Consider the following 25961-nt stretch of genomic DNA (forward strand, 5'->3'; position numbering starts at 1 on the left):
AATGCGATGAAAAGAAAACTTTCCTGGATGTGTGCAGTAGCGGTGGGCATGTGCAGCTGGTATCCGCTGGCCTCTTACGCGGCGCCGGCTACCGTGGTGAATCCGGCCCCTGGCGTTCAGCCGCAGGCGGCCTCCCCGCTCGCGCCGGTGACGACAGGCGAGCCGACGGCGACCCTCGCCGAACCGACCGCTCCGGCGGTGGTCGCCGAGAACGTCCCGCAGCGGGAGGTGAAGCTGACCTTTGCCACCATCGCGCCGCCTCCGGGCAGCATTGTGCTGCGCGGCTCACGGCCTGACGCCTCGGTTGAATTCGGCATGCGCAGCGATGAGCTGGTCGCTAACGCGCTGCTCAATCTGGAATACACCCCGTCGCCCTCGCTGCTGCCTGTGCAGTCGCAGCTGAAAGTCTATCTCAACGATGAGCTGATGGGCGTCCTGCCCGTCACCAAAGAGCAGCTGGGGAAAAAGATCCGCGCACAGCTGCCGATTGACCCGCTGTATATCACCGACTTCAACCGTATACGGCTGGAGTTTGTCGGCCACTACCGCGATGTCTGCGAAAACCCGGCCAGCAGCACGCTGTGGCTGGACGTCGGGCGCGAAAGCTATCTGGATCTCACCTACCAGTCGCTGAAGGTGCATAACGATCTGTCGCACTTCCCGGTACCGTTCTACGATCCGCGCGACAACCGCCCGCTGACGCTGCCGATGATTTTCCCGGGCTCGCCGGCGGTGGCCCAGCAGCAGGCGGCGGCGATTATCGCTTCATGGTTCGGCAGCAAGGCCGGCTGGCGCGGCCAGCAGTTCCCGGTCTATTTCAACGAACTGCCGGATCGTAACGCCATTGTCTTCGCCACCAACGACAAGCGTCCGGATTTCCTGCGCGATCATCCGCCGGTCAACGCGCCGACCATCGAAATGATCGACAACCCGAACGATCCTTACGTCAAGCTGCTGGTTATTTTCGGCCGCGATGATAAAGACCTGCTGCTGGCGGCGAAGGGGATTGCCCAGGGCAATATTCTGTTCCGCGGCAGCAGCGTCACCGTGGACGGCATCAAAACCCTGCAGCCGCGGCAGCCATACGATGCGCCAAACTGGGTGCGCACCGACCGCTCGGTCACCTTTGCTGAGCTGAAAACCTATGAGCAACAGCTGCAGTCCAGCGGGCTGGTGCCGGATGCCATCACCGTGGCGCTTAACCTGCCGCCGGATCTCTATCTGCTGCGGGCCAACGGCATCGATATGGATCTGAAATACCGCTATACCATGCCGCCGGTGAAGGATAGCTCGCGGATGGATATCAGCCTTAACGACCAGTTCCTGCAGTCGTTCAGCCTTAACAGCTCGCAGGATGTGAACAAACTGATCCTGCGCCTGCCGGTGCTGCAGGGGCTGCTGGACGGCAAATCGGAGGTTACCATACCCGCGCTGCGTCTTGGGGCGGTGAACCAGCTGCGCTTTGACTTCCAGTACATGAACCCGATGCCCGGCGGCTCTATCGACAACTGTATTACCTTCCAGCCGGTGCAGAACCATGTGGTGATCGGCGACGATTCGACCATCGACTTCTCGAAGTATTATCACTTTATTGCTCTACCGGACCTGCGCGTCTTCGCCAATGCCGGCTTCCCTTACAGCCGTATGGCGGACCTCGCCGACACCCTGGTGGTGGTGCCGAAGGCGCCGACCCAGGGCCAGGTGGCGACGCTGCTGCAGGCGCTGGGCGGCATCGGTTCGCAGACCGGCCTGGCGGCGATTAATCTGCAAATGACTGACGATGGCAACCAGATCAAGAATAAAGATGCGGATCTGCTGCTGATCGGCGCGATCCCCTCGTCCCTCAAGGACGATACCAAAATCAACCTGCTGGTCGAGGCGACCAAAAGCTGGGTGAAAATGCCGATGCGTCATTACGACCTGGCGAGCATTTATCCCGATGACGAGGCCCGCACGCCCAACACCCGCACCGACATCACTTCTTCCGGACCGATGGCGGCGGTGATTGGCTTCCAGTCGCCCTACAACGATCAACGCAGCGTGGTGGCCCTGCTGGCCGACAGCCCGCGCGGTAATGAACTGCTAACCAACGCCCTCAACGACAGCGGTAAGCGGGCGGCGATGTTTGGCTCGGTGGCGGTGATCCGCGAATCCGGCGTCAACAGCCTGCGGGTGGGCGATGTTTACTATGTCGGCCATCTGCCCTGGTTCGAGCGCATCTGGTTCGCGCTCTCTAACCACCCGATACTGCTGGCGATCTTCGCCGCGGTCAGTATCGTGCTGTTGGCGTGGGTCCTGTGGCGCATGCTGCGCATTATCAGCCGCCGCCGCCTTAGCCTGGATGATGAGTAAACCATGATGAAAGTACTTTGCGGCGCGGTGCTCTCCGCGCTGGTGCTGGCGGCGGGCCAGGCGAGCGCCGCCTGCCAGTGGCCCGCCTGGGAGCAGTTTAAGCAAGCCTACGTCAGCCCCGAGGGGCGGGTGATCGACCCCAGCGATGCGCGCAAAATTTCCACTTCCGAAGGACAGAGCTATGGCCTGTTCTTTGCCCTGGCGGCCAACGATCGCGCGGGGTTCGACAAGCTGCTGACCTGGACACAGAACAACCTGGCGGAGGGCGACCTGCGGCAGCATCTGCCGGGCTGGCTGTGGGGGAAAAAGGACGACGAGCAGTGGACGCTGCTGGACAGCAATTCGGCATCCGACTCAGATCTGTGGATAGCCTGGGCGCTGCTGGAGGCGGGGCGCCTGTGGCAGCAGCCGCAGTACACCGAGACCGGGAAAGCGCTGCTGGCGCGGATTGTCGATGAAGAGACGGTGGCGGTGCCGGGCCTTGGCACGATGCTGCTGCCGGGAAAAGTCGGTTTTGCCGATGACAGCGGCTGGCGGTTTAACCCCAGCTATCTTCCACCGCAGCTGGCCACCTATTTTGTGCGTTTTGGCGCGCCGTGGCCTGCCCTGCGCGATACTAACCTGCGTCTGCTGCTGGAGACCGCACCGAAAGGCTTTACCCCGGACTGGGTGCGCTATGAGAAAGGGAAAGGCTGGCAGCTGAAAACGGAGAAGCCGCCGATCGGCAGCTATGACGCGATTCGCGTCTACCTGTGGGTGGGCATGCTTCATGACGGCGATAAGCAGAAAGCGCGTCTGCTGGCCCGCTTTGCGCCGATGGCGGCGCAGACCGCGGAGCAGGGGGTACCGCCGGAGAAAGTGAATATCGCCACCGGCAAAACCAGCGGCCAGGGGCCGGTGGGCTTTTCCGCGGTGATGCTGCCGTTTTTACAGAACGACGAGGCCCGGTCGGTGCAACGGCAGCGCGTCGCCGATAACTATCCCGGCGCGGATGCCTACTACAGCGCGGTCCTGACGCTGTTTGGCCAGGGTTGGGATCAACACCGTTTTCGTTTCACTGCGGGTGGCGAATTACAACCTGACTGGAACCAGGAATGCGCAAGCTCTCACTAAGTTTACTCACGCTGTCCCTCGGCGTTGCGCTGCTGCCGTTAGCGCAGGCGGCGACGACGCCCGCCCAGGAACATCTGCTGGAGCAGGTGCGCCTCGGCGAGGCCAGCAATCGTGAAGACCTGGTGCGCCAGTCGCTGTACCGTCTGGAGCTGATTGACCCCAACAACCCGGACCTGATTGCCGCGCGGATGCGCTATCTGCTGCGCCAGGGGGATGCCGCCGGGGCGCAAAAAGAGCTGGAGCGACTGACGAAGCTGGCGCCGGACTCCCCGGAGCTGAAGGCGTCGCGCAATGAGATGAAAAGCAACACCGGCGAGGGTCGTCAGGCGCTGCAGCAGGCGCGACTGCTGGGCGTGGCCGGGAAGGTCGATGAAGCCATCGCCGCCTACGAAAAGCTGTTCGGCGGCGTGCCGGATGATGTTGATGCCGCGATTGAATACTGGACGCTGGTGGCGCGCCTGCCGGCCCGTCATAGCGAAGGCGTCAGCCAGCTGAAAAAACTGAACGCCAGCGCGCCGGGCAACGTCAGCCTGCTCACGGCGCTGGCGAAGCAGATGTTTGCCGATAACAAACCGCAGGAAGGGTTCGCCTATCTGGCGGAAATGGCCCGCTCGGCCTCAGGACGCGGTATCGCCGCCGATATGTGGTACAGCGAGGTGAAAAGCATGCCGGTGAGCAAGGCCAGCGTGCAGGCGTTGCAGCAATTCCTGCTGCAGTTTCCTACCGGCTCGGTGGCGGCGAACGCCCGCGTCCTGCTCGACCAGCAGCAGGCGCAGCTGCAGGATCCGACGTTCCGCGCCCGCTCGGAAGGGCTGGCGGCGGTCAAATCCGGAAATACCTCGCAGGCGGTGGCGGATCTGCAGAAAGCCGTTCAGGCCGACAGCCGCGACAGCGATGCGGTGGGCGCCCTCGGCCAGGCCTATTCCCAGCGCGGCGACCGCGCGCGGGCGGTGGCCCAGCTCAATAAAGCGATTGCCATGGATCCCGACAGCCCGAATCGCGGCAAATGGGACAGCCTGCTGCAAACCAACCGCTACTGGCTGCTGATCAAGCAGGGGGATAACGCCCTGAAGGCCGGTCAGCTTGCGCAGGCGCAGAATTATTATGCCCAGGCGCAGCGGGTCGATCGGACCGACAGCTATGCCGTGCTGGGGCTGGGCGACGTCGCGGCGGCGCGCAAAGAGTCGGCGGCGGCGGAGCGCTATTACCAGCAGGCGTTGCGCCTGGATCGCGGCAATAACCTGGCGGTGCGCGGCCTGGCCAACCTCTATCGCGCCGAATCGCCCGAGAAAGCCAGCGCCTGGATCGCCGGCCTTCCTGCTCCCCAGCGGCGCAGTATTGATGATATCGAGCGCAGCCTGACCAACGACCGGCTGGAGAAACAGGCGCAGGCCCTGGAGAGCCAGGGCAACTGGGCGCAGGCGGCGGAAGTCCAGCGTCGGCGCCTGGCGCTCGATCCGGACAGCGTGTGGATCACCTATCGTCTGGCGCGGGATCTGGTCAGCGCCGGCGAACGCCAGCAAGCCGATGCGCTGATGCGGGCGATGGTCAACCGCCGGCCGCAGGATGCTGAACGGATATACGCCTCGGGGCTGTACCTGTCGGGGAACGACCAGGACGATCTGGCGCTGGCGCAAATCGCCACCCTGCCGCGCAGCGCGTGGACGGATAACATCCGTGAACTGGAGGCGCGTCTGCAAAGCGACCGGGTGCTGCGCCAGGCGAACCAATTGCGCGACAGCGGCGAGGAAGCGCAGGCGATCGCCCTCATCAAACAGCAGCCGGCCTCGGTACGCTATGACCTGACGCTGGCCGACTGGGCGCAGCAGCGCGGCGACAACCAGACGGCGATTGCCGACTATCAGCGGGTGCTGCGTCAGGAAGCCGACAACGGCGATGCGCGCCTCGGCCTTGCGGAAGTCTACCTGGCCGAGGGGGATAAACCGGCCGCCCGGGCGCAGGTCATGCAGCTGAAAGGCGCAGAGGCCGAATCCATGAATATGCAGCGGCGGGTCGCCCTGGCGCGAGCTGGCCTTGGCGATACCGCTGACGCCCAACGGATTTTTAACCAGATTGTGCCGCAGGCGAAGGCGCAGCCGCCCTCGATGGAGAGCGCGCTGGTGCTGCGCGATGCCGCGCGCTTTGCCACCCGGAACGGGGAGCCGCAGCAGGCGCTGACTCACTACCGGGAGGCGATGGTGGCCTCCGGCATCACCCCCGCGCAGCCGCAGGATAACGATACCTTTACCCGGCTGACGCGCAACGACAGCCGGGATGACTGGCTGAAGCGCGGGATCCGCAGCGATGCCGCCGACCTTTATCGCCAGCAGGATCTGAACGTCACCCTGGAACATGACTTCTGGGGATCCAGCGGCACCGGCGGCTATTCCGATCTGAAGGCGCATACCACCATGCTGCAGGTGGATGCCCCGCTAGCGGATGGCCGGATGTTCTTCCGCACCGACCTGGTCAATATGGATGCCGGCAGCTTTTCCACCCACAGCGACGGGAGCTACTCGCCCAGCTGGGGCACCTGCGGGGAGATCGCCTGCACCAGCGGCAGTAAAAATCAGACCGACAGCGGGGCCAGCGTGGCGGTCGGCTGGCAGAACGACACCTGGAGCGGGGATATCGGCACCACGCCGATGGGCTTCAATGTCGTCGATGTGGTCGGCGGCCTGAGCTACAGCAGCGACGTCGGGCCAGTGGGGTACACGGTCAACGTCCACCGGCGGCCCATCTCCAGCTCGCTGCTCTCCTTCGGCGGGCAGAAAGACAGCAACAGCCATACCGGCACCACCTGGGGCGGTGTTCGCGCCGACGGCGGCGGTGTGAGCCTCAGCTATGACCGGGGCGAAGCGCACGGGATCTGGTCCTCGCTGGGGGCCGACTCGTTGACCGGTAAAAACGTGGCGGATAACTGGCGCGTGCGCTGGATGACCGGCTACTACTACAAGGTGATTAACGAGAATAATCGTCGCGTCACCGTCGGCCTCAACAATATGATCTGGCACTACGACAAAGATCTCAGCGGCTACACCCTCGGCCAGGGCGGCTATTACAGCCCGCAGGAGTACCTCTCTTTCGCCGTGCCGGTGACCTGGCGTCAGCGCACGGAGAACTGGTCCTGGGAACTCGGCGGGTCGGTGTCATGGTCCCATTCGCGTACCCAAACGCAGGCCCGCTATCCGCTGCTGAACCTGATCCCGTCCGACTACCGGCAGCGCGCCAGCGAACTGACGGAGCAGGGCAGCAGCAGCCAGGGATTCGGTTACACCGCCAGAGCGCTGGTGGAGCGGCGGGTGACCAGCAACTGGTTCGTTGGCGCCGCGGTCGATATTCAGCAGGCGAAGGATTATACCCCAAGCCATGCGCTGCTTTACGTCCGCTACTCGGCGGCAGGCTGGCAGGGGGATCTGGATATGCCGCCCCAGCCGCTGGTGCCTTACGCCGACTGGTAGCAGAATAGGCTGAATTACGTCACAGAGCGCCACTCCACGGCGCGCTTCGCGTATACTCGTGAGGCGTTGCCCACCGTCGGCCGCCGGGGAGGTCTCTCCGACGTCTGCGTCACCGCGCGGAAATATCCCGTCACTTCATCCCTCGCGGGCGTGGGCGAAGGATTTGAGTATATAATCAGCCTGAAACGACCGGGATTGAAGGATTGATACCGGGTATGCATTCAGTATCAGTGGAGAACACCGTTGCGCGTCAGCCGTTCACTTACAATCAAACAGATGGCGATGGTCGCGAGCGTGTCCATGGCCTTTGTATTGGTTTTTTGCACTATTTTGCTGTTTCACTTTGTGCAACAGAGTCGCTTTACCACGGCCACGCAGTTAGAAAGTATCGCGCGATCCGTTCGCGAACCGCTGTCGGCGGCTATTCTGAAAGCCGATATTCCGGAAGCGGAAGCTATTTTAAGCCGTATCCAGCCTGCTGGCATCGTCAGCCGGGCGGATGTGGTCTTGCCCAACCAGTTCCAGGCGTTACGGATGCGGTTTATCCCCGAGCGGTCGGTGCCGGTGACCATCACCCGGCTGTTTGAGCTGCCGGTGCAGATTTCGCTGCCCATTTATTCGCTGGAGCGGCCGGCCAACCCGCAGCCGCTGGCCTATCTGGTGCTGCAGGCCGATTCCTATCGCATGTATAAATTCGTCATGAGCGCCCTTGCCACGTTAGTGACTGCTTACTTACTTCTGGTGCTGATGTTGACGGTGGCGCTCACCTGGTGCATCAACCGGCTGATGGTTCGCCCTCTGCGGCGTATCGCCCGCGAGCTGAACGATCTCTCCCAGCAGGAGCGTCTTGGGCATCAGCTGACCCTCCCGCGCCTGCACCATGACGACGAGATCGGCATGCTGGTGCGCAGCTATAACCGCAACCAGCAGAGCCTGGTGCGCCAGCATGATGAGCTGTCCATCCAGTCGACCCGCTTCCCGGTCTCCGAGCTGCCGAATAAAGCCTTTTTGCTGGCGATGCTGGAGCAGACGGTGGCCCGCCCGCAGAGCGCCGCGCTGATCGTCGTCGCCTGTGAAACCCTGCAGGACGCCGCCGGCGTGCTCAAGGAGAGCCAGCGCGAAATGCTGCTCCTGACGCTGGTGGAGAAGCTGCGCGCCGCGATCCCGCCGCAGATGGTGCTGGCTCAGGTGAGCGGCTATGACTTCGCCATTCTCGCCGATGGCCTCGCCGAATCCTGGCAGGCGGTGACGTTAAGTAAGCAAGTGCTCACTATTATAAATGAACGTTTGCCGCTGCATGGTCTGCAGCTGCGACCCTACGCCAGCGTCGGGATCGCTATGTTCCACCCCGGCCTCAGCGCCGAACAGTTTTACCGGCGCGCGGTGTCAGCCGCCGTCACCGCAAGACGCAAAGGTAAAAACCAGATTGAGTTCTTCGATCCCGAGCAGATGGAAAAGGCTCAGCGTCGCTTGATGGAAGAGCACGATATAATGACCGCCCTCGACAACCAGCAGTTCGCTATCTGGCTGCAGCCGCAGGTGGCCTGCGCCAGCGGCGAGATCTGCGGCGCCGAGGTGCTGCTGCGTCAGCGGCAGGCGGATGGCAGCTGGTCGCTACCGCCGGCGCTGATTGAGCGCATTGAGTCCTGCGGGCTGATTATCCCGGTCGGCTACTGGGTGATGGAAGAGGCCTGCCGCCAGCTGGCGGCCTGGCAAAGCCAGGGGATTATGCTGCCGCTGTCGGTCAATGTTTCGCTGCTTCAGCTGCTGGAGCACGATCGCGGCGAGGAGATGCTGAAGCTGATCGCCCGCTACCGCATCGCGCCGGGTACCTTAATCCTCGAGGTGACGGAGAGCTGCCGGATGGACGATCCGCAGGACGTGATGGCGCGGTTGCGGCCTCTGCGCGAGGCCGGGGTACGTATTGCGCTGGATGATTTTGGCATGGGTTACGCCGGGTTGCACCAGCTGCAGCAGATGAAGGCCCTGCCGGTGGATATCCTGAAAATCGATAAGGTATTCATCGATATGCTGCCGGAGGATGTCAGCATGGTGCCGGCGATGATCCAGCTCGCGCGCGGCCTGTCGCTACGTATCGTGGCGGAAGGGGTGGAGAACGAGGCCCAGTACCGCTGGTTGCAAGCCGCCGGCGTCGAGGTGCTCCAGGGCCATCTGTTCGGTTGCGCTTTACCGCAGGAGGCGTTCAGCGCGCGCTATCTCTCCCCGGTCCGGGAGGATGCAAATTTGTAAATGTTTTGTTGACTTGTGCGAGTCAGCTCAAAGATTTTAACAATTGCGTTGCACTTTCGGCGTTAGTTATTTCTGAAATGTTTCCAGGGTGTTATTTTTAAGCCACAGACGTCAAATATCCCTTCTTGCTCTGTGGTTATTCCCAAAGGACACCCTATGAAAACCTCTATCTTTAAAAGCCTCTATGTCCAGGTTCTGACGGCCATAGCGATCGGTATTCTGCTGGGCCATTTTTACCCGGAACTGGGCGCGCAAATGAAACCCTTCGGCGACGCCTTCGTTAAGCTGATTAAAATGGTGATTGCTCCGGTTATCTTCTGTACCGTCGTGACGGGGATCGCCGGGATGGAGAGCATGAAAGCCGTTGGCCGTACCGGGGCGGTAGCGCTACTCTATTTCGAAGTGGTCAGCACCATCGCGCTGATTATCGGTCTGATTATCGTCAACGTGGTGCAGCCGGGGGCCGGGATGAACGTCGACCCGTCGACGCTCGATGCGAAAGCGGTGGCGGTGTACGCTGAGCAGGCGAAAGACCAGGGGGTGGTGGCCTTTTTACTGGATGTGATCCCGGGCAGCGTCATTGGCGCCTTCGCCAGCGGCAACATCCTGCAGGTTCTGCTGTTCGCCGTTCTGTTTGGCTTTGCCCTGCATCGTCTGGGCAGCAAGGGCCAGCTGATTTTCAACGTCATTGAAAGCTTCTCGCAGGTCATCTTCGGCATCATCAATATGATCATGCGCCTGGCGCCGATCGGCGCCTTCGGGGCCATGGCCTTCACCATCGGTAAATATGGCGTCGGCACCCTGGTGCAGCTGGGGCAGCTGATCATCTGCTTCTATATCACCTGTATCCTGTTCGTGGTGCTGGTGCTGGGGAGCATCGCCCGGGCCACCGGCTTCAGCATCTTTAAACTTATCCGCTATATCCGTGAAGAGCTGCTGATCGTGCTGGGGACCTCCTCATCCGAATCGGCGCTGCCGCGCATGCTCGACAAGATGGAGAAGCTCGGCTGTCGTAAGTCGGTGGTGGGCCTGGTGATCCCGACCGGCTATTCGTTTAACCTCGACGGCACCTCTATCTATCTGACGATGGCGGCGGTGTTTATCGCCCAGGCGACCAACAGCCATATGGATATTTTCCATCAAATCACCCTGCTGGTGGTGCTGCTGCTCTCCTCGAAAGGGGCGGCGGGAGTGACCGGGAGCGGCTTCATCGTGCTGGCGGCGACCATCTCGGCGGTTGGGCATTTACCGGTCGCTGGCCTGGCGCTGATCCTCGGTATCGACCGCTTTATGTCCGAAGCCCGCGCTTTGACTAACCTGGTCGGTAACGGCGTCGCCACGGTGGTGGTGGCAAAATGGGTGAAAGAACTCGATGCCAAACAAATGGATGATGTGCTGAATAACCGTGTTCCCGCGAACAAAACGCACGAATTATCCTCTTAAATCCTCCTCTTAGGCCCGTACTCCCTTGCTGGAGTACGGGCTCCTGCGCATAATTAGAGGTCATTTCCGCCCGGCGGGAATGACACGAAATGATTATTTTACGTTGTCATGCGACATTTTCGTCTCCGTGTGGTCTAACCGACGTATTTCACTCTCACTTTTTTCGGCAGCCCGTCAGTGGGATGCTGTTGTAACCAGGAATGTTCATCAGGGGTTCACATGCAGGGCACAACAATTAAACTCTTAACGGGCGGTTTGCTGATGGTAGCGGCGGCCGGTTATGTGCAGGCAGAAGCGCTCCAGCCTGATCCGGCCTGGCAACAAGGGACCTTAGCGAATGGGTTGTCGTGGCAGGTGCTGGCCACGCCGCAGCGTCCCAGCGACCGTATCGAAGTCCGTCTGTCCGTGAATATTGGCTCGCTGAGCGAAAGCACTCAGCAGAGCGGTTTCAGCCGTTTTATTCCCCGTCTGGCGTTGACGCAAAGCGGCAGCCTGCCGACGATGCAGGCGCGCTCGCTGTGGCAGCAGAGCATTGACCCGAAGCGTCCTCTGCCGCCGGCCATCGTCTCCTACGATTACACGATGTTTAATCTCAGCCTGCCGAATAACCGCAACGATCTGCTGAAAGAGGCGCTGAGCTGGCTGGCGGACGCCAGCGGTAAACTGACCATTACGCCTGAATCGATCAATCACGCGCTGCAGGGCAGCGACATGGTGGCGACCTGGCCGCTGGATACCAAAGAGGGCTGGTGGCGCTATCGCCTGAAGGGCTCCACCATGCTGGGCCACGATCCCGCCGCGCCGCTGAAGCAGCCGATCGACGTGGCGCAGCTGAAAGACTTTTATCAAAAATGGTACACCCCCGACGCCATGACGCTGATCGTGGTGGGTAACGTCGACAGCCGCAGCGTCGCTGAGCAAATCAGCAAGACCTTTGGCGATCTGAAGGGTAAGCGGGAAACGCCGGCGGCGGTGCCGACCTTATCGCCGCTGCCCACCGTGCCGGTCAGCATCATGACCAGCGCCGTGCGCCAGGACAAACTGTCCATCATGTGGGACGCCCCCTGGCAGCCGATCCGCGACTCCGCAGCGCTGCAGCGCTACTGGCGCGACGACCTCGCCCGCGAAGCGCTGTTCTGGCACGTGCAGCAGAGCCTGAGCAAAAATAACGTCAAGGATATTGGGCTTGGTTTCGACTGCCGGGTGCTCTATCAGCGCGCGCAGTGCGCCATCAACATCGAATCGCCGGGCGAGCGCCTGAATAACAATCTGAGCGTGGTTTCGCGCGAATTGGCGAAAGTGCGCGACAACGGCCTGCCGCAGGAGGAGTTTGACGCGCTTATCGCCCAGAAAAGCCTCGAGCTGCAGAAGCTGTTTGCCACCTATGCGCGCACCGATACCGACATTCTGATGAGCCAGCGCATGCGCTCCCTGCAAAATCAGGTGGTGGATATCGCGCCGGAGCAGTACCAGAAGCTGCGTCAGGAGTTCCTCAACTCCCTGACGGTGGACATGCTGAACCAGTACCTGCGTCAGCAACTCTCTCAGGATATGGCGCTGGTGTTACAGCAGCCGAAAGGCGAACCGGAATACAACATGAAGGAGCTGCAGGCCACGTGGGAAAAACTGATGGCGCCGAGTCCGGCGAGTCCGGCGGCCGCAGCGACCAGCGGCAGCGCCGATACGGTTGACGCCCACAGCGAGGCCAGCGACATCCCGTCGGGGCAGTAACCTGACGCCTCTCCGGCGCGCCAGCGGCGGCCGGAGAGCGCTTACAGGTGAGGATTATTGCGGCATCGCTTCCCGCGGGATGATCGCCCCGCGATACTGGATCACCGTGCTGGCGGTCAGATGTCCGCGTCTGGCGGCGGATTCAGCATCGCCGCCGGTCAGGCGAACGGCCAGATAGCCGGCGCTGAAGGAGTCGCCGGCGGCGGTGGTATCCACCACCTTCTCTTTGGCCAGCTTGACGGCCGGCACTTCCCGCAGCGGTTGCCCGCTAACCGAGACCAGGCAGGCATCCGCTCCGCGCTTCACCACCACCTCTTCCACGCCGGCGGCGTGGGTGCGGGCGATCACCTCGGCGACCGGTTTTTCCCCCCACAGCGCGTCTTCATCGTCGAGGGTCAGAAACGCGATATCGGTGCAGGCGAGCATCTCCTGATAAACCTGCTGCGTCTCCGCCTGGCTGGCCCACAGGCGCGGGCGATAGTTGTTGTCGAAGATCACCTTGCCGCCGTTGGCGCGGCACTCACGCAGCAGCGTGAACAACGTTGCACGACTGACCGGGCTGAGAATGGCGAGGCTGATACCGCTCAGATAGAGATAGTCGAAAGTGGCCAGCTCTTCGCAAATCGCCGCTGCGCGATCGCTCTCCAGCCAGAATTTTGCCGCCGCCTCGTTGCGCCAGTAGTAGAAGGTGCGCTCGCCGGCGTCATCGGTTTCAATGTAATACAGCCCCGGCAGGCGGTCGGCCATCCGCTGGATAAGATTGATGTTGACGTTTTCCTGCTGCCAGCTGTCGAGCATCTGCTGGCTGAACGCATCGGTTCCCAGCGCGGTGACGTAGTGGACGCTCAGCGCGCTGGCATCTGTCTGCCGCGCGATATAGACCGAAGTGTTTAAGGTATCGCCGCCAAAGCCGCGGTTAACGGCCCCGTTCTTCTCTGACAGCTCAATCATGCATTCGCCAATGACGGCAATTTTTTTAGACATAGCCAGAACCTGCAATGGAATCGATATAAGCGCTAGTGTGCGCTGCGCTGTTTTGCTGGTCAATCATATTAAAACATCGTTCCATTATTTTTTTGACCTGACGCGCGTAATGTGACGAAAAGCGCATTTCCAGGAGAAACGCCGCTTTTTGACTATATTCAGGACTGACGTGATGCAAAAGGAGCGGAGTAGGGATGAGCAGAACCCGTAAAACGTTGGTAATCATCACAGGAACGATACTGTTGCTGATCGTTCTCTTCTTTATCGTGCTGGCCACCTTTGACTGGAACCGGCTGAAGCCGACGTTCAATCAGAAAGTGTCTGCCGAGCTGAACCGCCCGTTCGCCATCCGCGGCGATCTCGGCGTGGTCTGGGAGCGTCAGCCGGAGGAGCGCGGCTGGCGCAGCTGGATCCCGTGGCCCCATGTGCACGCGGAGGATATCGTGCTGGGCAACCCGCCGGCCATTCCCCAGGTGACCATGATCCACCTGCCGCGGGTGGAGGCGACCCTCGCCCCGCTGGCGCTGCTGAGCAAAACGGTGTATCTGCCGTGGATCAAGCTGGAACGGCCCGACGTGCGGCTGATCCGCCTGGCGGAAGACAACAATAACTGGACCTTTCAGCTGGCTGGCGATCGGCGTGCCGCGGGGGACAGCGCCCCCTCCAGCTGGTCTTTCCGCCTCGATAATATTCTTTTCGACCGCGGGACTATCGCCATCGATGACAAGATCACCCGCAGCGATATCACCATCCTCGTCGATCCTCTCGGCAAACCGCTGCCGTTCAGCGAAGTCACCGGCACGCAGGATCGGCAGAGCGCGGCGAAACCAGGCGACTATGTCTTTGGTCTTTCGCTGAAGGGCCGCTACAAGGGGCAGCCGGTCACCGGCAACGGTAAAATCGGCGGCATGCTGGCCCTGCGCAGCGCAAGCACGCCTTTCCCGCTGCAGGGCGACTTCCGCTCCGGCAATACGCGGGTGGCGTTTAGCGGCACGGTCAGCGACCCGCTCAACGTCGGTGGCATTGACCTGCGGCTGAAATTCGCCGGCGATTCGCTGCGCGACCTCTACGACCTGACCGGCGTGCTGCTGCCGGAGACGCCGTCGTTCTCCACCGACGGCCACCTGCGCGCCGACTTTAAGCAGAAAAACCGCATGCGCTTTGACTATCAGGATTTTAACGGCCGGATCGGCGATAGCGACATTCATGGCTCCCTGACCTATACCACTGGCAAACCGCGACCGAAGCTCAGCGGCGACATGGAGTCGAAGCAGCTGCGGCTGGCGGATCTCGGGCCGTTAATCGGCGTCGACTCCGGCAAAGGGACGAAGAAAAGCGCTGCGCGCCAGGCGGGCGACCGACCGCAGCCGGCGGGTAAAGTGTTGCCGGCGGACCGCTTTGAAACCGATAAATGGCAGGTGATGGATGCCGATGTGCGCTTTAAGGGCCGGAGAATCGAGCACGGCGGCACGCTGCCGATCAGCGATCTGGCGACCCACGTGATCCTGGAGGATGGCGACCTGCGCCTGCAGCCGGTGCGTTTTGGCCTGGCCAACGGGTCGATTGCCGGCAGCGTGCACCTGCAGGGCGATAAAAAGCCGCTGCAGGGTGAGGCTAATCTGCAGGCGCGGCGCCTGAAGCTGAAGGCGCTGATGCCGAACGTCGAGATGATGCAGAAAACCCTCGGCGAGATGAATGGCGACGTTCAGCTGCGCGGCAGCGGCAACTCGGTGGCGGCCCTGCTCGGCAACAGCAACGGCAACCTGAAGCTGCTGATGAACGACGGCCTGATCAGTCGCAACCTGATGGAAATTCTCGGCCTTAACGTCGGCAACTACCTGATCGGCCAGATTTTTGGCGATGAGGAGGTTCGGGTGAACTGCGCGGCGGCCAATATCGACGTGACCAACGGCGTCGCCCGGCCGCAGATTTTTGCCTTCGATACGGAAAACGCGCTGATCAATGTGACCGGGACCGCCAGCTTCGCCTCCGAGCAGCTGGACCTGACCATCGATCCGGAAAGCAAAGGCTTCCGGGTGATCACCCTGCGTTCCCCGCTGTATGTTCGCGGCACCTTTAAATCGCCGCAGGCGGGGGTGAAGGCCGGGCCGCTGATTGTCCGCGGCGCGGTAGCGGCGGCGCTGGCCACCCTGGTGACCCCGGCTGCCGCGCTGCTGGCGCTGGTTTCTCCGGCGGAGGGCGATAGCAACCAGTGCCGGACCATTTTGTCGCAGATGAAAAAGTAGGGGAGCGCCCTGACGCCAGCGGCGTCAGGGCGAAGGATCACAACGACTGGTGGCGGGTCTCGTGGGTCAGCAGCAGGGCGATCAGCGTCAGCGCCGCCATCGCCGCCAGATAGGTGCCGACCGCCGCGAGGCCATAGTTGCCCTGCAGCCAGGCGGCAATGTACGGCGCCACCGAGGCGCCGAGGATCGACGACACGTTATAGGAGAACGATGCCCCGGTGTAACGCACTTCCGTCGGGAACAGCTCCGGCAGCAGCGCGCCCATCGGGCCAAAGGTCAGTCCCATCAGGCTTAAGCCCAGCAGCAGGAAGGCGAAGACCAGCAGCGGATTGCCGGAGCCCAGCAGCGGTTTAAAGGCGAACAGGGCGAACAAAATAATCATCGTGGTGATGATAATCATGCTCTTACGACGACCAAAGGCATCCGCCAGCAGGCCGGCGATCGGCACCATCACGCCAAAGCCAATCACTGCCATCATCAGCATCCACAGCACTTCGTTACGCGGCAGGCCCAGGCCATTCGGCGCCGCGCCGGTGCTGAAGGTCATCGAGTAGACGGTCATGATGTAGAACAGGGTATAGGTTGCCAGCATGATGAAGGTGCCCAGCACCGTCACGCGAACGTGTTTGGTCAACAGGGTACCCAGCGGGATTTTGACCTGTTTTTTTGCCGCCGCCACTTTGGCGAAGACCGGGGTCTCATGCAGCGAAACGCGAACATAAAGACCGATGATCACCAGCACCGCGGAGAAGATAAACGGCACACGCCAGCCCCACTCCATAAACTGCTGATCGGTTAACAGCCAGGAGAGCAGCAGGAAGGTGCCGTTGGCGAAGAAGAAGCCGATCGGCGCGCCCAGCTGCGGGAAGGAGCCGTACAGGGCGCGCTTGCGCGCCGGGGCGTTTTCCGTAGCCAGCAGCGCCGCGCCGCCCCATTCCCCTCCGAGGCCAAGTCCCTGACCGAAGCGCGCCAGCGCCAGCAGCATCGGCGCGACAATGCCAATGCTTTCATAGCCGGGCAGCAGGCCGATCACCACGGTGGAGATCCCCATGGTTAACAGCGAAGCCACCAGGGTAACCTTGCGGCCGACGCGATCGCCGAAGTGGCCAAACAGCGCGGAGCCGATTGGCCGGGCGACGAAGGCGATGGCGAAGGTGGCCAGCGATTGCAGGGTGGCCGCGGCGGCATCGCCCTGCGGGAAGAAGATATGCGGGAAGACGATGACCGCGGCAGTGGCATAAATGTAGAAGTCGAAAAACTCAATGGCGGTGCCAATGAGCGAGGCGACAACGACTTTATTGCGTGAGTTGACCGGGGCGGTTTCCTGCGTGTTTTCGAGTGTGGTGGCTGTGGCTTGCATAGATCTTTCTTATTTTTGCGCGAACGAAAAGCCATATAGCCACAGCCACAGGGACATTTCAATCTGTAACAAACGAAGAGAATGAGCAAAAAAGCGGCAAAAAGCGGATAATTTTTACGCCAGAAAAAATAGTTCTATGAAATGCTTCACACAATTAAAAGGATAGAGAATAAAACCAGTTTTTCGTTAAATAAAAGTTACGCGCTGGATTTATCTGCTGAAATCAAGCGCGAGGATGAATTTTGCCTCTTTTATTCATCCTCGCAATACGTCAGCGGTGGGTTTTGCCCGGCATCCGTCGGTCGTCTTTATACTCCGCGGTGGCGATCCACGCGGCGCAGAACAGCGTCAGGCGGGCAAAGAAATAGAAAAAGGCCATCAGCCCGAGCACCGATCCGAACGCCGCCCCGGAGGGGGATTTCACCAGCGCCGGCAGCGTCCAGGTCATGACGATTTTGATGATTTCAAAGCCAATCGCCGCGATAAGCGTGCCGCGAAACAGGGCCTTGCGCCGCGGACGATGGCGCGGCAGCCGCCAGAAGATCCAGAAAAAGAGCAGATAGTTGGCAAAAATAGAGATGGCGAGACCGATCAGCCGCCAGGCGGGTTTCAGCCATTCAATATTGTCCAGATACAGCGCGGAGATAATCAACTGCTGGGCGGAACCGGCGACAGAGGTGATCGACAGCGTAATAATCAGCGCCACCAGCAGACCGATCAGCGAGATAAGATCGCGGAAGTATTTTATCCAGATTTTCTCCTCGTCCTGCGGCCGGCGCTCCCAGACGTCGCGTGACTGAGCGCGGATCGCTTCGCGCAGGTTGCCCATCCAGTTAATACCGGAATAGAGCGCCACCAGCAGGCCGACCACACCGACGGCGGTACGCTGCTGCACCGCGGTGTTGATGGTGTTTTTCAGCGTCGCCGCCAGCGTCGGGTCGCTGACGTTTTGCAGAATTTTGTCGAAAATGTCCTGCAGCAGGGTCGGATGCCAGGCCAGAACGAAGCCGGCGGCGGCAAATGAGACCATCAGGATCGGGATCATCGACAGGAACGAGAAATAGGTGATGGCCGCGCCGAACTGATTTCCCAGCCGGTCGTTGAAGCGCTCTGCGGCGCGTAGCAGGTGGGCGATCACCGGGTTGCGCTGCACTTTAGCCGCCGTTCCGGTGACGGTCTTCAGCGCCTGGCTGGCTTTTTGGCCGACGGCCGTGTCATTGAGGGCGTCGAGGGGGCTTTTGCTTTTCTCCGGCTGCGTGTCCGGTTCCTGTGGTGGGCGTCGATCGTCGTTTTCCGGCGTCATACGTAATTTCTTCCTTTTTTACCGCGAGATTCAGCAAAAAGTATACCTTAAATGCCGTATCCTGCAGGAACGCATCTGCCCGCCCCCCGTTCACCCTCCGCGCGGATCAATCGACGTAATCTTTCATCAGCCCGCCCAGCCACTCCATAAACAGATGCACGCGGCGGGAGAGATTGCGCCGGTGCGGGTAGATAAGCGAGACCGGCAGCGGCTCAGCGCGGTACTGGGGCAGGATCTCGATCAGTTCGCCGGCGCGTAACGCCTCGCGCACGCCGGTGCGCGGCACCTGAATAATTCCCAGCCCGGCGATACAGGCCGCCTGATAGGTTTCCGTGCTGTTGACCGTCAATATGCCGCCGCTTTTTACCCAGCGCACGGCGCCGTCGATCACCACCTCGAAGCCGGAAGGACGGACCCCGAGAGTGCTGGCGTAGTGGATCAGGGCATGATCCGCCAGATCCTCCAGGGATTGCGGGTAGCCAAAACGGGCCAGGTAGTCCGGGCTGGCGCAGTTAATTTGCGTCAGCTTGCCCAGCGGGCGGGCGATAAGCCCGGAGTCTTTGAGCGCGCCGACGCGCACCACGCAGTCAAACCCCTCGCGGATCACGTCCACCAGCCGGTCGCTGCTGCTCAGCTCCAGTTCGATGCCCGGATACTGCTGCAAAAAAGTCGGCAGATGCGGGATCACCAGCTTTTTGGCAAAACCGACCGGCATATCCACCCGCAGCCGACCGCTGATGCTCGCCGGATCGTGCTGGAACATCCCGTCCAGTTCGTCGAGATTGCTCAGCAGATCCTTCGCCCGCTCGTAGTAGACCATCCCATCCTGGGTGAGTTGAACCCGACGGGTGGTACGGTGCAGGAGCCGCACGCCAAGATGGCTTTCCAGGGCCTGAATCTGCCGCGAGACGCTGCCTTTCGGCAGCGCCAGGGTCTCGGCGGCGCGGGAGAAGCTCTCCAGATCCGCTACGCGAATGAATAACTGCATTGCATGAATTTTATCCATGCTCATGGCCTATTGTTGTTGTGAATGAAACAGTAAAACGTAATGTAGCGTATTTATTGTTTTACTGGCAGTTAATAAGCTAGGACACAATCACAACGCAACCTGAAAGGGGTCTTCTGATGACACAACGTATCGCTTTAGTGACCGGCGGCAGCCGTGGCCTGGGTAAAAACGCCTCGTTGAAGCTGGCGGCGAAGGGAACCGACATTCTTCTGACCTATCACAGCAACCGCCAGGCGGCTCTTGATGTGGTGGCGGAGATTGAGCAAAAAGGGGTCAAGGCGGCAGCATTGGCGCTGAACGTCGGCGATTCCTCAACATTCGACGCCTTTGCCAGCGAGGTGGCGCAGGTGCTGGCGCAGAAGTGGGGACGCACTACCTTTGATTATTTACTGAACAACGCTGGGATCGGCCTCAACGTCCCCTTCGCCGAGACCAGTGAAGCGCAGTTTGACGAGCTGATGAACATCCAGTTCAAAGGGCCGTTTTTTCTGACCCAGCGGCTGCTGCCCCTCCTGCAGGACGGGGGGCGGATCCTTAATGTCTCCAGCGGCCTGGCGCGCTTTGCCCTGCCGGGCTATGCGGCCTACGCCGCGATGAAGGGGGCGATGGAGGTCCTGACCCGCTATCAGGCGAAAGAGCTGGGCGGACGGGGGATATCGGTGAACATCATCGCGCCGGGGGCCATTGAGACCGATTTTGGCGGCGGGGAGGTGCGTGATAACGCCGAGGTGAATCGGCATATCGCCGCCCAGACCGCGCTGGGGCGCGTCGGGCTACCGGATGATATCGGCGACGCCATCGCCGCCCTGCTCAGCGATGAGCTGGCGTGGATGAACGCGCAGCGTGTGGAAGTCTCGGGAGGGATGTTCCTCTGAACCCCGCTGTCGTCAGACCGTGAGCGGCGGCGCGCTAGGGCGCATCGCCCTCCGCGCGCAGCCGACCGAACAGCCAGTCGTTGTGCCAGCGTCCGTTGAGCCAGTAGTTCTCCCGCAGCTCCCCCTCCAGCCGGAACCCGGCTTTGAGCAGTAACTGCTTAGACGCCTCGTTGCCGGCGGTGACGGTGGCGGTCAGGCGGCGGACGCCGCCGGTGGTGAAGGCGTAGTCGCACAGCGCGCGCAGCGATTCGTAGCCGTAGCCCCGGCCCTGCGCCGCCGGGGCGAAGAGAAAGCCGACCTCGGCTATGTCGCGCTGATGATGTAGGTAACCGGTGAGGCCGAGCGGGGTATGGGTCAGCCTGTCGCGCACCACCAGGCACAGCCAGTGTGCATCCCCGGGCGTCCACGGCGGCAGCCGCGAATCGAACGCCTCGCGGATGGCCGCCTGCGGCCGGGGGTCGGCCACATAGAGCATGACCTGCGGATCCTGCTGCAGGGAAAGAAAAAACGACCAGTCGTCCAGCTGCAGCGGTGAGCAGCGCAGGCGCGGCGTCAGAAGTTCAGGCATAAGCGTCATTCCGGGCAGGGCGAATCCCCTGAACATAGCAGGAGAAGGCCGCCGGGAACAGCCCGACTAGGTTGGCTCACCGTACAGGCCAATCAGCCGGCGCACCACGCCGTTGGTCCAGCCGAAGCCATCCTGCAGGGGATACTCCCCGCCGCCGCCCTCATGCGGCACGCCGGTGGCGATGTGGTATTTCTCAATCAGCTTGTGGTGCTGCTTGTAGAAGTGGTTGACCGTCTGCAGCCAGCTCCAGGCGATCTCATCTCCCAACGGATCCTGACCGTAGCGTTTAAATCCCTGCACCGCCATCCACTGTAGCGGCGCCCAGCCGTTGGGTTTATCCCACTGCTCGCCGCTTTCGTATTCGGTGGCCATGATCCCTCCGGGGGTGAGCAGGCGGGCCCGCACCGCATCGGCAAGGCGTTCCGCCTGTTCGTGGGTCGCCAGGCCGACGTAAAGGGTGACAATGCTGGCGGCGGAAAACAGCGCCAGCTGTTCGCGGCGCCAGTCATAATCGCGAAAACAGCCGTTCTCATCGTCCCACAGGTAGCGGTTAACCGCCGCCCGCCGATCCTGAGCCTTCTGGCGGAAGGCTGCTTCCGTCTCGCGATCGCCCTTCAGCCCGGAGAGGTTGGCGATGGTCGTCTCCAGCTTGAACAGGAAGGCGTTCAGGTCGATGGGGATAAACTGCGTGGTACGGATACTGGCCAGCCGCGTGATATCCCGCAGCCAGCGGCTGGAGTAGTCCCAGCCGGACGCGGCGCCCGCCCGCAGATCGCGGTAGACTTCATTAGCCGGCCGTCCCGAGTGGCGGGCGGTCTCCACGTCCTCGCGCCACGATTCATCCCGCGGCGTGTCCCGATCGTCCCAGTAGCGATTGAGCAAGGAGCCATCCGGCATGCGCACCACGTGCCGATACGCCTGATGCGGGATCAGCGACTCGGCGCCGTCCATCCAGAAGGCGTGCTCCATCTTCAGATGATCCAGATAGCGCTTCGCGCCGCGCACGCCGTCCTCTTCAAAAAGTTCGACCATCAGGGCGAACACCGGTGGCTGCGAGCGGCTGAGGTAGTAGGTGCGGTTGCCGTTCGGAATGTGACCGTAGGTTTCAATCAGCCAGGCGAAGTTATCGGCCATGCATTTTAGCAGATCTTCCCGGCCGCTCTCCGCCAGCCCCAGCATGGTGAAATAAGAGTCCCAGTAATAGGTTTCGCTAAAGCGGCCGCCGGGGACGATATAGGCCTGCGGCAGCGCCAGCAGCGACGACCAGGGGATATGATCCTGAGGCTCGCGGGTCAGCACCGGCCACAGCTTATCGATGTGCTCTTTCAGCGTCAGGTTGGGGTCGGAGGTGTAAACGTCGGTCTGGCTCTCCGGCAGCCAGAAGTTGTCCTCAACGAACTGCCGTAGATCGAAATTGGGCTGACGTTTGACCTTCCGGTAGTTCCGCAGGATGTCCAGCGGGTCGTGCTTCGGCGCGCAGTCGGGAAACGTTTTGCTGTCGGCAAAAATGCGTGATTTCTGCACGTTGGTAAACAGCTCAAGATAGCGATCCGCCGGGGTGAGGGCGTCAGACGCCGGAAGCCCCTCGATCACCTCAGGCTCCGGTTCAGCGTCAATCATCTCATCCAGCTTTAATTCGTACGGATCGGCTTCGTAGCAGGGATCGATGTCGATCCTTAACTCGTCGTCTTCAACGTGGCGTAATTTCTGGCTGAACATAGCGATACGGACCTCCGGATAGCGTGAGTTCTCGGCCGGGCGTACCCGGCCTTGTCTTTTAAGCGTAGACAGTCGCTTCGGTGAGTGTGAAGCAAACTGTGCGTTAGATCACGCTTTTCCGCCTGCAGGGGACGCCGTGATTTTTAAGTAACGCCTTGATAAATCATTAATAAGTCCGCGCTTGGGCGAAGATAAAATTCGGACCATTCATTATGCAACAAAATTTTATCCCGGGGCGCTCACTCCCACGCCGCCTCCAGCATCTCCAGCAGCTGTTCGCTGCTCAGGCTGACCGGATTGGCCTTCATCGATGAGGAGGTGCTGGCGGCCAGCGCCGCCGGCTCCAGCGCGTCGCGCGCCACGCCGAGGTCGCGCAGGGTGCCGAGACCGGCGCGAAGGCTCCATTCCCGCAGACTGTCCCAGACCCGATCCGCCGGAACCTCCAGCCCGTCGGCCAGCCAGCGGCGAACGTCGTTGAAGCGCTGGCGCAGGGAGGGGTCGTTTATCTGCGACTCATTAAGCGCCAGCCCAAACGGCAGCAGGCTGCCGCACAGGGCACCATGCGAGGCGCGGCTCAGGCCGCCCAGCGGGCCGGCGAGGCCATGGATCACCCCCAGCCCGGCGTTCGCCAGCGCCAGTCCGCCGCACAGGCTGACCCAGGCCATCTCGTCGCGGCTGGCCGGGCACTCTTTTTCCATCAGAACCTTCAGCGCGCGGATACCCCGCGGGATCGCCTGTTGACAGAGGGCGTCGGTGAAAGGGGTGGCCCGGCTGCAGAGCCACGGCTCTATCACCTGGGTCAGGGCGTCAAGGCCGGAGCTCAGGGTGATACTCCGCGGCGCGTTGTCGGTTAGCGCCGGGTCGACAATCGCCAGGTCAGGCAGCATCCGGTCGTCGCGCAGGCTCACCTTCCGCTGCTGTTCCGGAACGTTGATCACCGCATTTTTGGTAACCTCCGCGCCCGTCCCGGCGGTGGTGGGGATCGCCACGAACGGCAGGGGACTGGCTTCCAGCTGACGGCCCGTTCCCACCACCTCCAGATAGTCGATCACCGGGCCGGTGGCGGGCGCCAGCGCCGCAATCGCCTTACCGGCGTCAATCACCGCGCCGCCGCCGAGGCTGACCACCGCCCTGATCCCTTTCTCGCGCGCCAGCTGGACGCCCTGCTCAATATCGCTAAGCCAGGGTTCGCGACTTATCGCCAGCGTCGTGACCGCAAGCTGCAGCGCCTCCAGCTGCTGGCGGAGAAACGCCGCCCGCTGCGGGCTGGCACCATGCACCAGCAGAATGGGACCACCCTGCTGCGCCAGCCAGGGGGCGGCGCTCTGGGCCTGACCGCGGCCAAAACGAATATTGGCGGGCATCAAAACGGTAAAAGGGGTCAACATGTCGGGTTCCTTTTCGGCAAACAGGCTGGAATCAACTATACACATTATCCAGCGCTCTGCCTTGTTGCTGGCTGGCAATAGAGTAGAGTGAATGAACTGTCTTTTATGGCTGAGGAATCGCTGACGATGCTAACAATTCTGGGCAAACGCTCTTCAATCAATGTACGGAAAGTGCTGTGGACCTGCGAGGAGATCGGGCTGGCGTACCAGCAGGAGGATTACGGCAGCGGGTTTAAGCCCCTGGACACCCCTGAATTTCAGCGCCTGAATCCTAACAGCCTGGTGCCGGTGCTGCTGGACGATGACTTTGTGCTCTGGGAGTCGAACAGCATCTGCCGCTATCTGGCGCGGAAAGCGGAGCGCTGGGATCTGCTGCCCGCTGAGCCGCAGCCCGCCGCCGAGGTGGAGCACTGGATGGACTGGCAGGCGACCGAGTTCAATAATGCCTGGCGCCATGCCTTTATGGGGCTGGTGCGTAAAGATCCTCGCTTTCAGGATCCGGCGGCGATTAAAGAGAGCATTGCCACCTGGACCCACTGTGTGCGCATTGTCGAGGCGCAGTTGCAGCGTACCGGGGCGTGGATAGCCGGCGAGCGCTTCACCCTGGCCGATATCGTGCTGGGGCTGTCGGTGCATCGCTGGAAGATGACGCCCTTTGCGCATCCGGAAATGCCGGCCGTGGAGCGCTGGTATATGGCGCTCAATCAGCGCCCGGCGTTTATGCGCCATGGCAATAACGGCGTGGCCTGAGCATAAAAAAAGAAGCCCCTCAGGGCTTCTTTTTATCATCCGGCGCTCGCGTGTTAGCGCATGGTGACAAACTCTTCTGCCGCCGTCGGGTGAATAGCGACGGTATTGTCGAAGTCTTTTTTGGTAGCGCCCATCTTCAACGCCACCGCAAAGCCCTGCAGCATCTCATCCATTCCGAAGCCGATGCCGTGGATGCCGACAATCTTCTCTTCCGGGCCAACGCACACCAGCTTCATGCGGCACGGCTGGCGGTGCGAGGTGACGGCGGTGTACATCGCGGTGAAGGAGGATTTGTAGACCTTCACCGCGTCGTCGCCATACTGCTCGCGCGCCTGCGGCTCGGTTAAGCCGACGGTGCCGATAGGCGGGTGGCTGAAGACCACGGTCGGAATATTGTTGTAGTCCAGATGCTCTTCCGGCTTGTTGTTAAACAAGCGTTCGGAGAGGCGACGGCCTGCGGCCACGGCCACCGGGGTCAGTTCGACGGCGCCAGTGTTATCGCCCACGGCGTAGATGCCCGGCACGCTGGTGTTCTGGAACTTATCGACGATGATGTAGCCTTTATCGTCGGTTTTCACGCCGGTAGCCGCCAGGTTGAAGTTATCGGTCGCCGGTTCGCGGCCAATCGCCCAGATCAGGCAGTCAACGGTCTGGCTGCGGCCATCTTCCAGCTCAAGGGTCAGGCTACCGTCGGCATGCTTCACCACCGCTTTCGGGATGGCGTTGGTATGCAGCTGCGGACCTTCGGCGTTCATCACTTCCACCAGCGTTTCGACGATCAGCGGATCGAAGCTGCGCAGCGGCGCGTGCTTACGCACGAACAGGTGGGTCTCAGCGCCGAGGCCGTTAATCACCCCCGCCAGTTCAACGGCGATGTAGCCCGCGCCGACCACCGCCACGCGCTTCGGCAGCGCCGGCAGTTCGAAGAAACCGTCGGAATCAATACCGTATTCCACGCCCGGAATGTTCGGGTGGCTCGGACGGCCGCCGGTGGCGATCAGGATATGATCGGCGGTAATGGTCTCGCCGTTCACTTCCACGGTGTGGGCATCGACAAAGCGCGCAAACCCTTTGATCACGTCGACGTTATTCTTACCCAGCACGTTGTCGTAGGAGGTATGAATGCGGTCGATATAGGCGCTGCGGCTGGCGACCAGCTTCTCCCAGTCGAAATGGTTGATGGTGGTATCGAAACCGTAGTCCGGGCCGTAAAGATGAATGGCTTCGCGGATCTGCGCCGCATGCCACATCACTTTTTTCGGCACGCAGCCGACGTTGACGCAGGTGCCGCCCAGCGCTTTGGCTTCAATCAGCGCGCACTTCTGGCCGTACATGGCCGCACGGTTAATCGAGGCGATACCGCCGCTACCGCCGCCGATGGCGAGGTAATCATAATGTTTGCTCATGCC

General features: G+C 61.4%; 17 protein-coding genes. 9 read left to right on the forward strand and 8 right to left on the reverse strand.

Features of this window, described 5'->3' with window-relative positions:
* Window positions 1–6: 6 nt before the first annotated feature.
* The 6 genes from bcsB to KHQ24_RS00905 all read left to right on the forward strand — a co-directional run bounded on the left by bcsB (window position 7) and on the right by KHQ24_RS00905 (window position 12350).
* Window positions 7–2352: a cellulose biosynthesis cyclic di-GMP-binding regulatory protein BcsB gene (gene bcsB / locus KHQ24_RS00880; RefSeq protein ID WP_032426090.1), complete on the forward strand. Its 2346-nt coding sequence runs from the start codon at window positions 7–9 to the stop codon at window positions 2350–2352.
* A 3-nt stretch (window positions 2353–2355) separates the two neighbouring features.
* Entirely contained in the window at window positions 2356–3465 is a 1110-nt protein-coding gene (gene bcsZ / locus KHQ24_RS00885) for a cellulose synthase complex periplasmic endoglucanase BcsZ (RefSeq protein WP_017900006.1), read from the forward strand.
* Window positions 3447–6926, forward strand: a complete 3480-nt coding sequence (gene bcsC, locus KHQ24_RS00890) for a cellulose synthase complex outer membrane protein BcsC (protein ID WP_087771797.1) — start codon at window positions 3447–3449, stop codon at window positions 6924–6926. Before bcsZ ends, bcsC begins: the two co-directional genes overlap by 19 nt.
* Window positions 6927–7169: 243 nt before the next feature.
* Window positions 7170–9176, forward strand: a complete 2007-nt coding sequence (hmsP, locus tag KHQ24_RS00895; RefSeq protein ID WP_017900004.1) for a biofilm formation regulator HmsP — start codon at window positions 7170–7172, stop codon at window positions 9174–9176.
* A gap of 156 nt (window positions 9177–9332) precedes the next feature.
* On the forward strand, window positions 9333–10619 hold the full coding sequence (locus tag KHQ24_RS00900) for a dicarboxylate/amino acid:cation symporter (RefSeq protein WP_211777087.1): 1287 nt from the start codon (window positions 9333–9335) through the stop codon (window positions 10617–10619).
* A 219-nt stretch (window positions 10620–10838) separates the two neighbouring features.
* Window positions 10839–12350 carry a M16 family metallopeptidase gene (locus KHQ24_RS00905; protein ID WP_004204964.1) on the forward strand — a complete coding sequence of 504 codons (1512 nt, stop codon included), beginning with the start codon at window positions 10839–10841 and terminating at the stop codon, window positions 12348–12350.
* Between the two features lie 54 nt (window positions 12351–12404).
* Here the strand turns inward: KHQ24_RS00905 and KHQ24_RS00910 are convergent, their stop codons facing one another.
* A complete protein-coding gene (locus KHQ24_RS00910) occupies window positions 12405–13334 on the reverse strand; it encodes a sugar kinase (protein ID WP_032456707.1) in 930 nt (309 codons plus the stop codon).
* Between the two features lie 194 nt (window positions 13335–13528).
* On the opposite strand from KHQ24_RS00910, the gene KHQ24_RS00915 reads away from it, so the two are divergent.
* Window positions 13529–15580: an AsmA family protein gene (locus KHQ24_RS00915; protein ID WP_211777088.1), complete on the forward strand. Its 2052-nt coding sequence runs from the start codon at window positions 13529–13531 to the stop codon at window positions 15578–15580.
* A 37-nt stretch (window positions 15581–15617) separates the two neighbouring features.
* Here the strand turns inward: KHQ24_RS00915 and KHQ24_RS00920 are convergent, their stop codons facing one another.
* The 3 genes from KHQ24_RS00920 to KHQ24_RS00930 all read right to left on the reverse strand — a co-directional run bounded on the left by KHQ24_RS00920 (window position 15618) and on the right by KHQ24_RS00930 (window position 19249).
* Entirely contained in the window at window positions 15618–16940 is a 1323-nt protein-coding gene (locus KHQ24_RS00920) for an MFS transporter (RefSeq protein WP_017900001.1), read from the reverse strand.
* Window positions 16941–17211: 271 nt separating this feature from the next.
* Complete coding sequence (yhjD, locus tag KHQ24_RS00925; protein ID WP_004204960.1) at window positions 17212–18243, reverse strand: inner membrane protein YhjD; 1032 nt, start codon at window positions 18241–18243, stop codon at window positions 17212–17214.
* Window positions 18244–18349: 106 nt separating this feature from the next.
* Window positions 18350–19249: a LysR family transcriptional regulator gene (locus KHQ24_RS00930; protein WP_004204959.1), complete on the reverse strand. Its 900-nt coding sequence runs from the start codon at window positions 19247–19249 to the stop codon at window positions 18350–18352.
* A gap of 119 nt (window positions 19250–19368) precedes the next feature.
* Between KHQ24_RS00930 and KHQ24_RS00935 the strand changes: the two genes are divergently transcribed.
* Window positions 19369–20127 carry an SDR family NAD(P)-dependent oxidoreductase gene (locus KHQ24_RS00935; RefSeq protein ID WP_053809889.1) on the forward strand — a complete coding sequence of 253 codons (759 nt, stop codon included), beginning with the start codon at window positions 19369–19371 and terminating at the stop codon, window positions 20125–20127.
* A gap of 34 nt (window positions 20128–20161) precedes the next feature.
* Here the strand turns inward: KHQ24_RS00935 and KHQ24_RS00940 are convergent, their stop codons facing one another.
* The 3 genes from KHQ24_RS00940 to KHQ24_RS00950 form a co-directional block, all read right to left on the reverse strand.
* On the reverse strand, window positions 20162–20695 hold the full coding sequence (locus tag KHQ24_RS00940) for a GNAT family N-acetyltransferase (protein WP_017899999.1): 534 nt from the start codon (window positions 20693–20695) through the stop codon (window positions 20162–20164).
* A gap of 66 nt (window positions 20696–20761) precedes the next feature.
* Window positions 20762–22414: an alpha,alpha-trehalase gene (locus tag KHQ24_RS00945; protein ID WP_053809890.1), complete on the reverse strand. Its 1653-nt coding sequence runs from the start codon at window positions 22412–22414 to the stop codon at window positions 20762–20764.
* Between the two features lie 239 nt (window positions 22415–22653).
* Window positions 22654–23802, reverse strand: a complete 1149-nt coding sequence (locus KHQ24_RS00950) for an iron-containing alcohol dehydrogenase (protein ID WP_053809891.1) — start codon at window positions 23800–23802, stop codon at window positions 22654–22656.
* 126 nt (window positions 23803–23928) lie between these two features.
* On the opposite strand from KHQ24_RS00950, the gene KHQ24_RS00955 reads away from it, so the two are divergent.
* Window positions 23929–24552, forward strand: coding sequence for a glutathione S-transferase family protein (locus KHQ24_RS00955; protein ID WP_023319290.1), 624 nt, complete (start codon window positions 23929–23931; stop codon window positions 24550–24552).
* A gap of 53 nt (window positions 24553–24605) precedes the next feature.
* On the opposite strand, the gene gorA is transcribed toward KHQ24_RS00955, so the two are convergent.
* Window positions 24606–25958 carry a glutathione-disulfide reductase gene (gene gorA, locus KHQ24_RS00960; RefSeq protein ID WP_023319289.1) on the reverse strand — a complete coding sequence of 451 codons (1353 nt, stop codon included), beginning with the start codon at window positions 25956–25958 and terminating at the stop codon, window positions 24606–24608.
* Window positions 25959–25961 lie beyond the last annotated feature (3 nt).

It is taken from the genome of Klebsiella sp. 54, assembly GCF_018223875.1.
GTDB classification, from domain to species: Bacteria; Pseudomonadota; Gammaproteobacteria; order Enterobacterales; family Enterobacteriaceae; genus Klebsiella; species Klebsiella quasipneumoniae.

Coding starts and splice junctions, on each gene's coding strand:
- bcsB (WP_032426090.1), top strand. CDS start 7: ATGAAAAGAAAACTTTCCTGGATGTGTGCAGTAGCGGTGGGCATGTGC.
- bcsZ (WP_017900006.1), top strand. CDS start 2,356: ATGATGAAAGTACTTTGCGGCGCGGTGCTCTCCGCGCTGGTGCTGGCG.
- bcsC (WP_087771797.1), top strand. CDS start 3,447: ATGCGCAAGCTCTCACTAAGTTTACTCACGCTGTCCCTCGGCGTTGCG.
- KHQ24_RS00900 (WP_211777087.1), top strand. CDS start 9,333: ATGAAAACCTCTATCTTTAAAAGCCTCTATGTCCAGGTTCTGACGGCC.
- KHQ24_RS00905 (WP_004204964.1), top strand. CDS start 10,839: ATGCAGGGCACAACAATTAAACTCTTAACGGGCGGTTTGCTGATGGTA.
- KHQ24_RS00910 (WP_032456707.1), bottom strand. CDS start 13,334: ATGTCTAAAAAAATTGCCGTCATTGGCGAATGCATGATTGAGCTGTCA.
- KHQ24_RS00915 (WP_211777088.1), top strand. CDS start 13,529: ATGAGCAGAACCCGTAAAACGTTGGTAATCATCACAGGAACGATACTG.
- KHQ24_RS00920 (WP_017900001.1), bottom strand. CDS start 16,940: ATGCAAGCCACAGCCACCACACTCGAAAACACGCAGGAAACCGCCCCG.
- yhjD (WP_004204960.1), bottom strand. CDS start 18,243: ATGACGCCGGAAAACGACGATCGACGCCCACCACAGGAACCGGACACG.
- KHQ24_RS00930 (WP_004204959.1), bottom strand. CDS start 19,249: ATGGATAAAATTCATGCAATGCAGTTATTCATTCGCGTAGCGGATCTG.
- KHQ24_RS00935 (WP_053809889.1), top strand. CDS start 19,369: ATGACACAACGTATCGCTTTAGTGACCGGCGGCAGCCGTGGCCTGGGT.
- KHQ24_RS00940 (WP_017899999.1), bottom strand. CDS start 20,695: ATGCCTGAACTTCTGACGCCGCGCCTGCGCTGCTCACCGCTGCAGCTG.
- KHQ24_RS00945 (WP_053809890.1), bottom strand. CDS start 22,414: ATGTTCAGCCAGAAATTACGCCACGTTGAAGACGACGAGTTAAGGATC.
- KHQ24_RS00950 (WP_053809891.1), bottom strand. CDS start 23,802: ATGTTGACCCCTTTTACCGTTTTGATGCCCGCCAATATTCGTTTTGGC.
- KHQ24_RS00955 (WP_023319290.1), top strand. CDS start 23,929: ATGCTAACAATTCTGGGCAAACGCTCTTCAATCAATGTACGGAAAGTG.
- gorA (WP_023319289.1), bottom strand. CDS start 25,958: ATGAGCAAACATTATGATTACCTCGCCATCGGCGGCGGTAGCGGCGGT.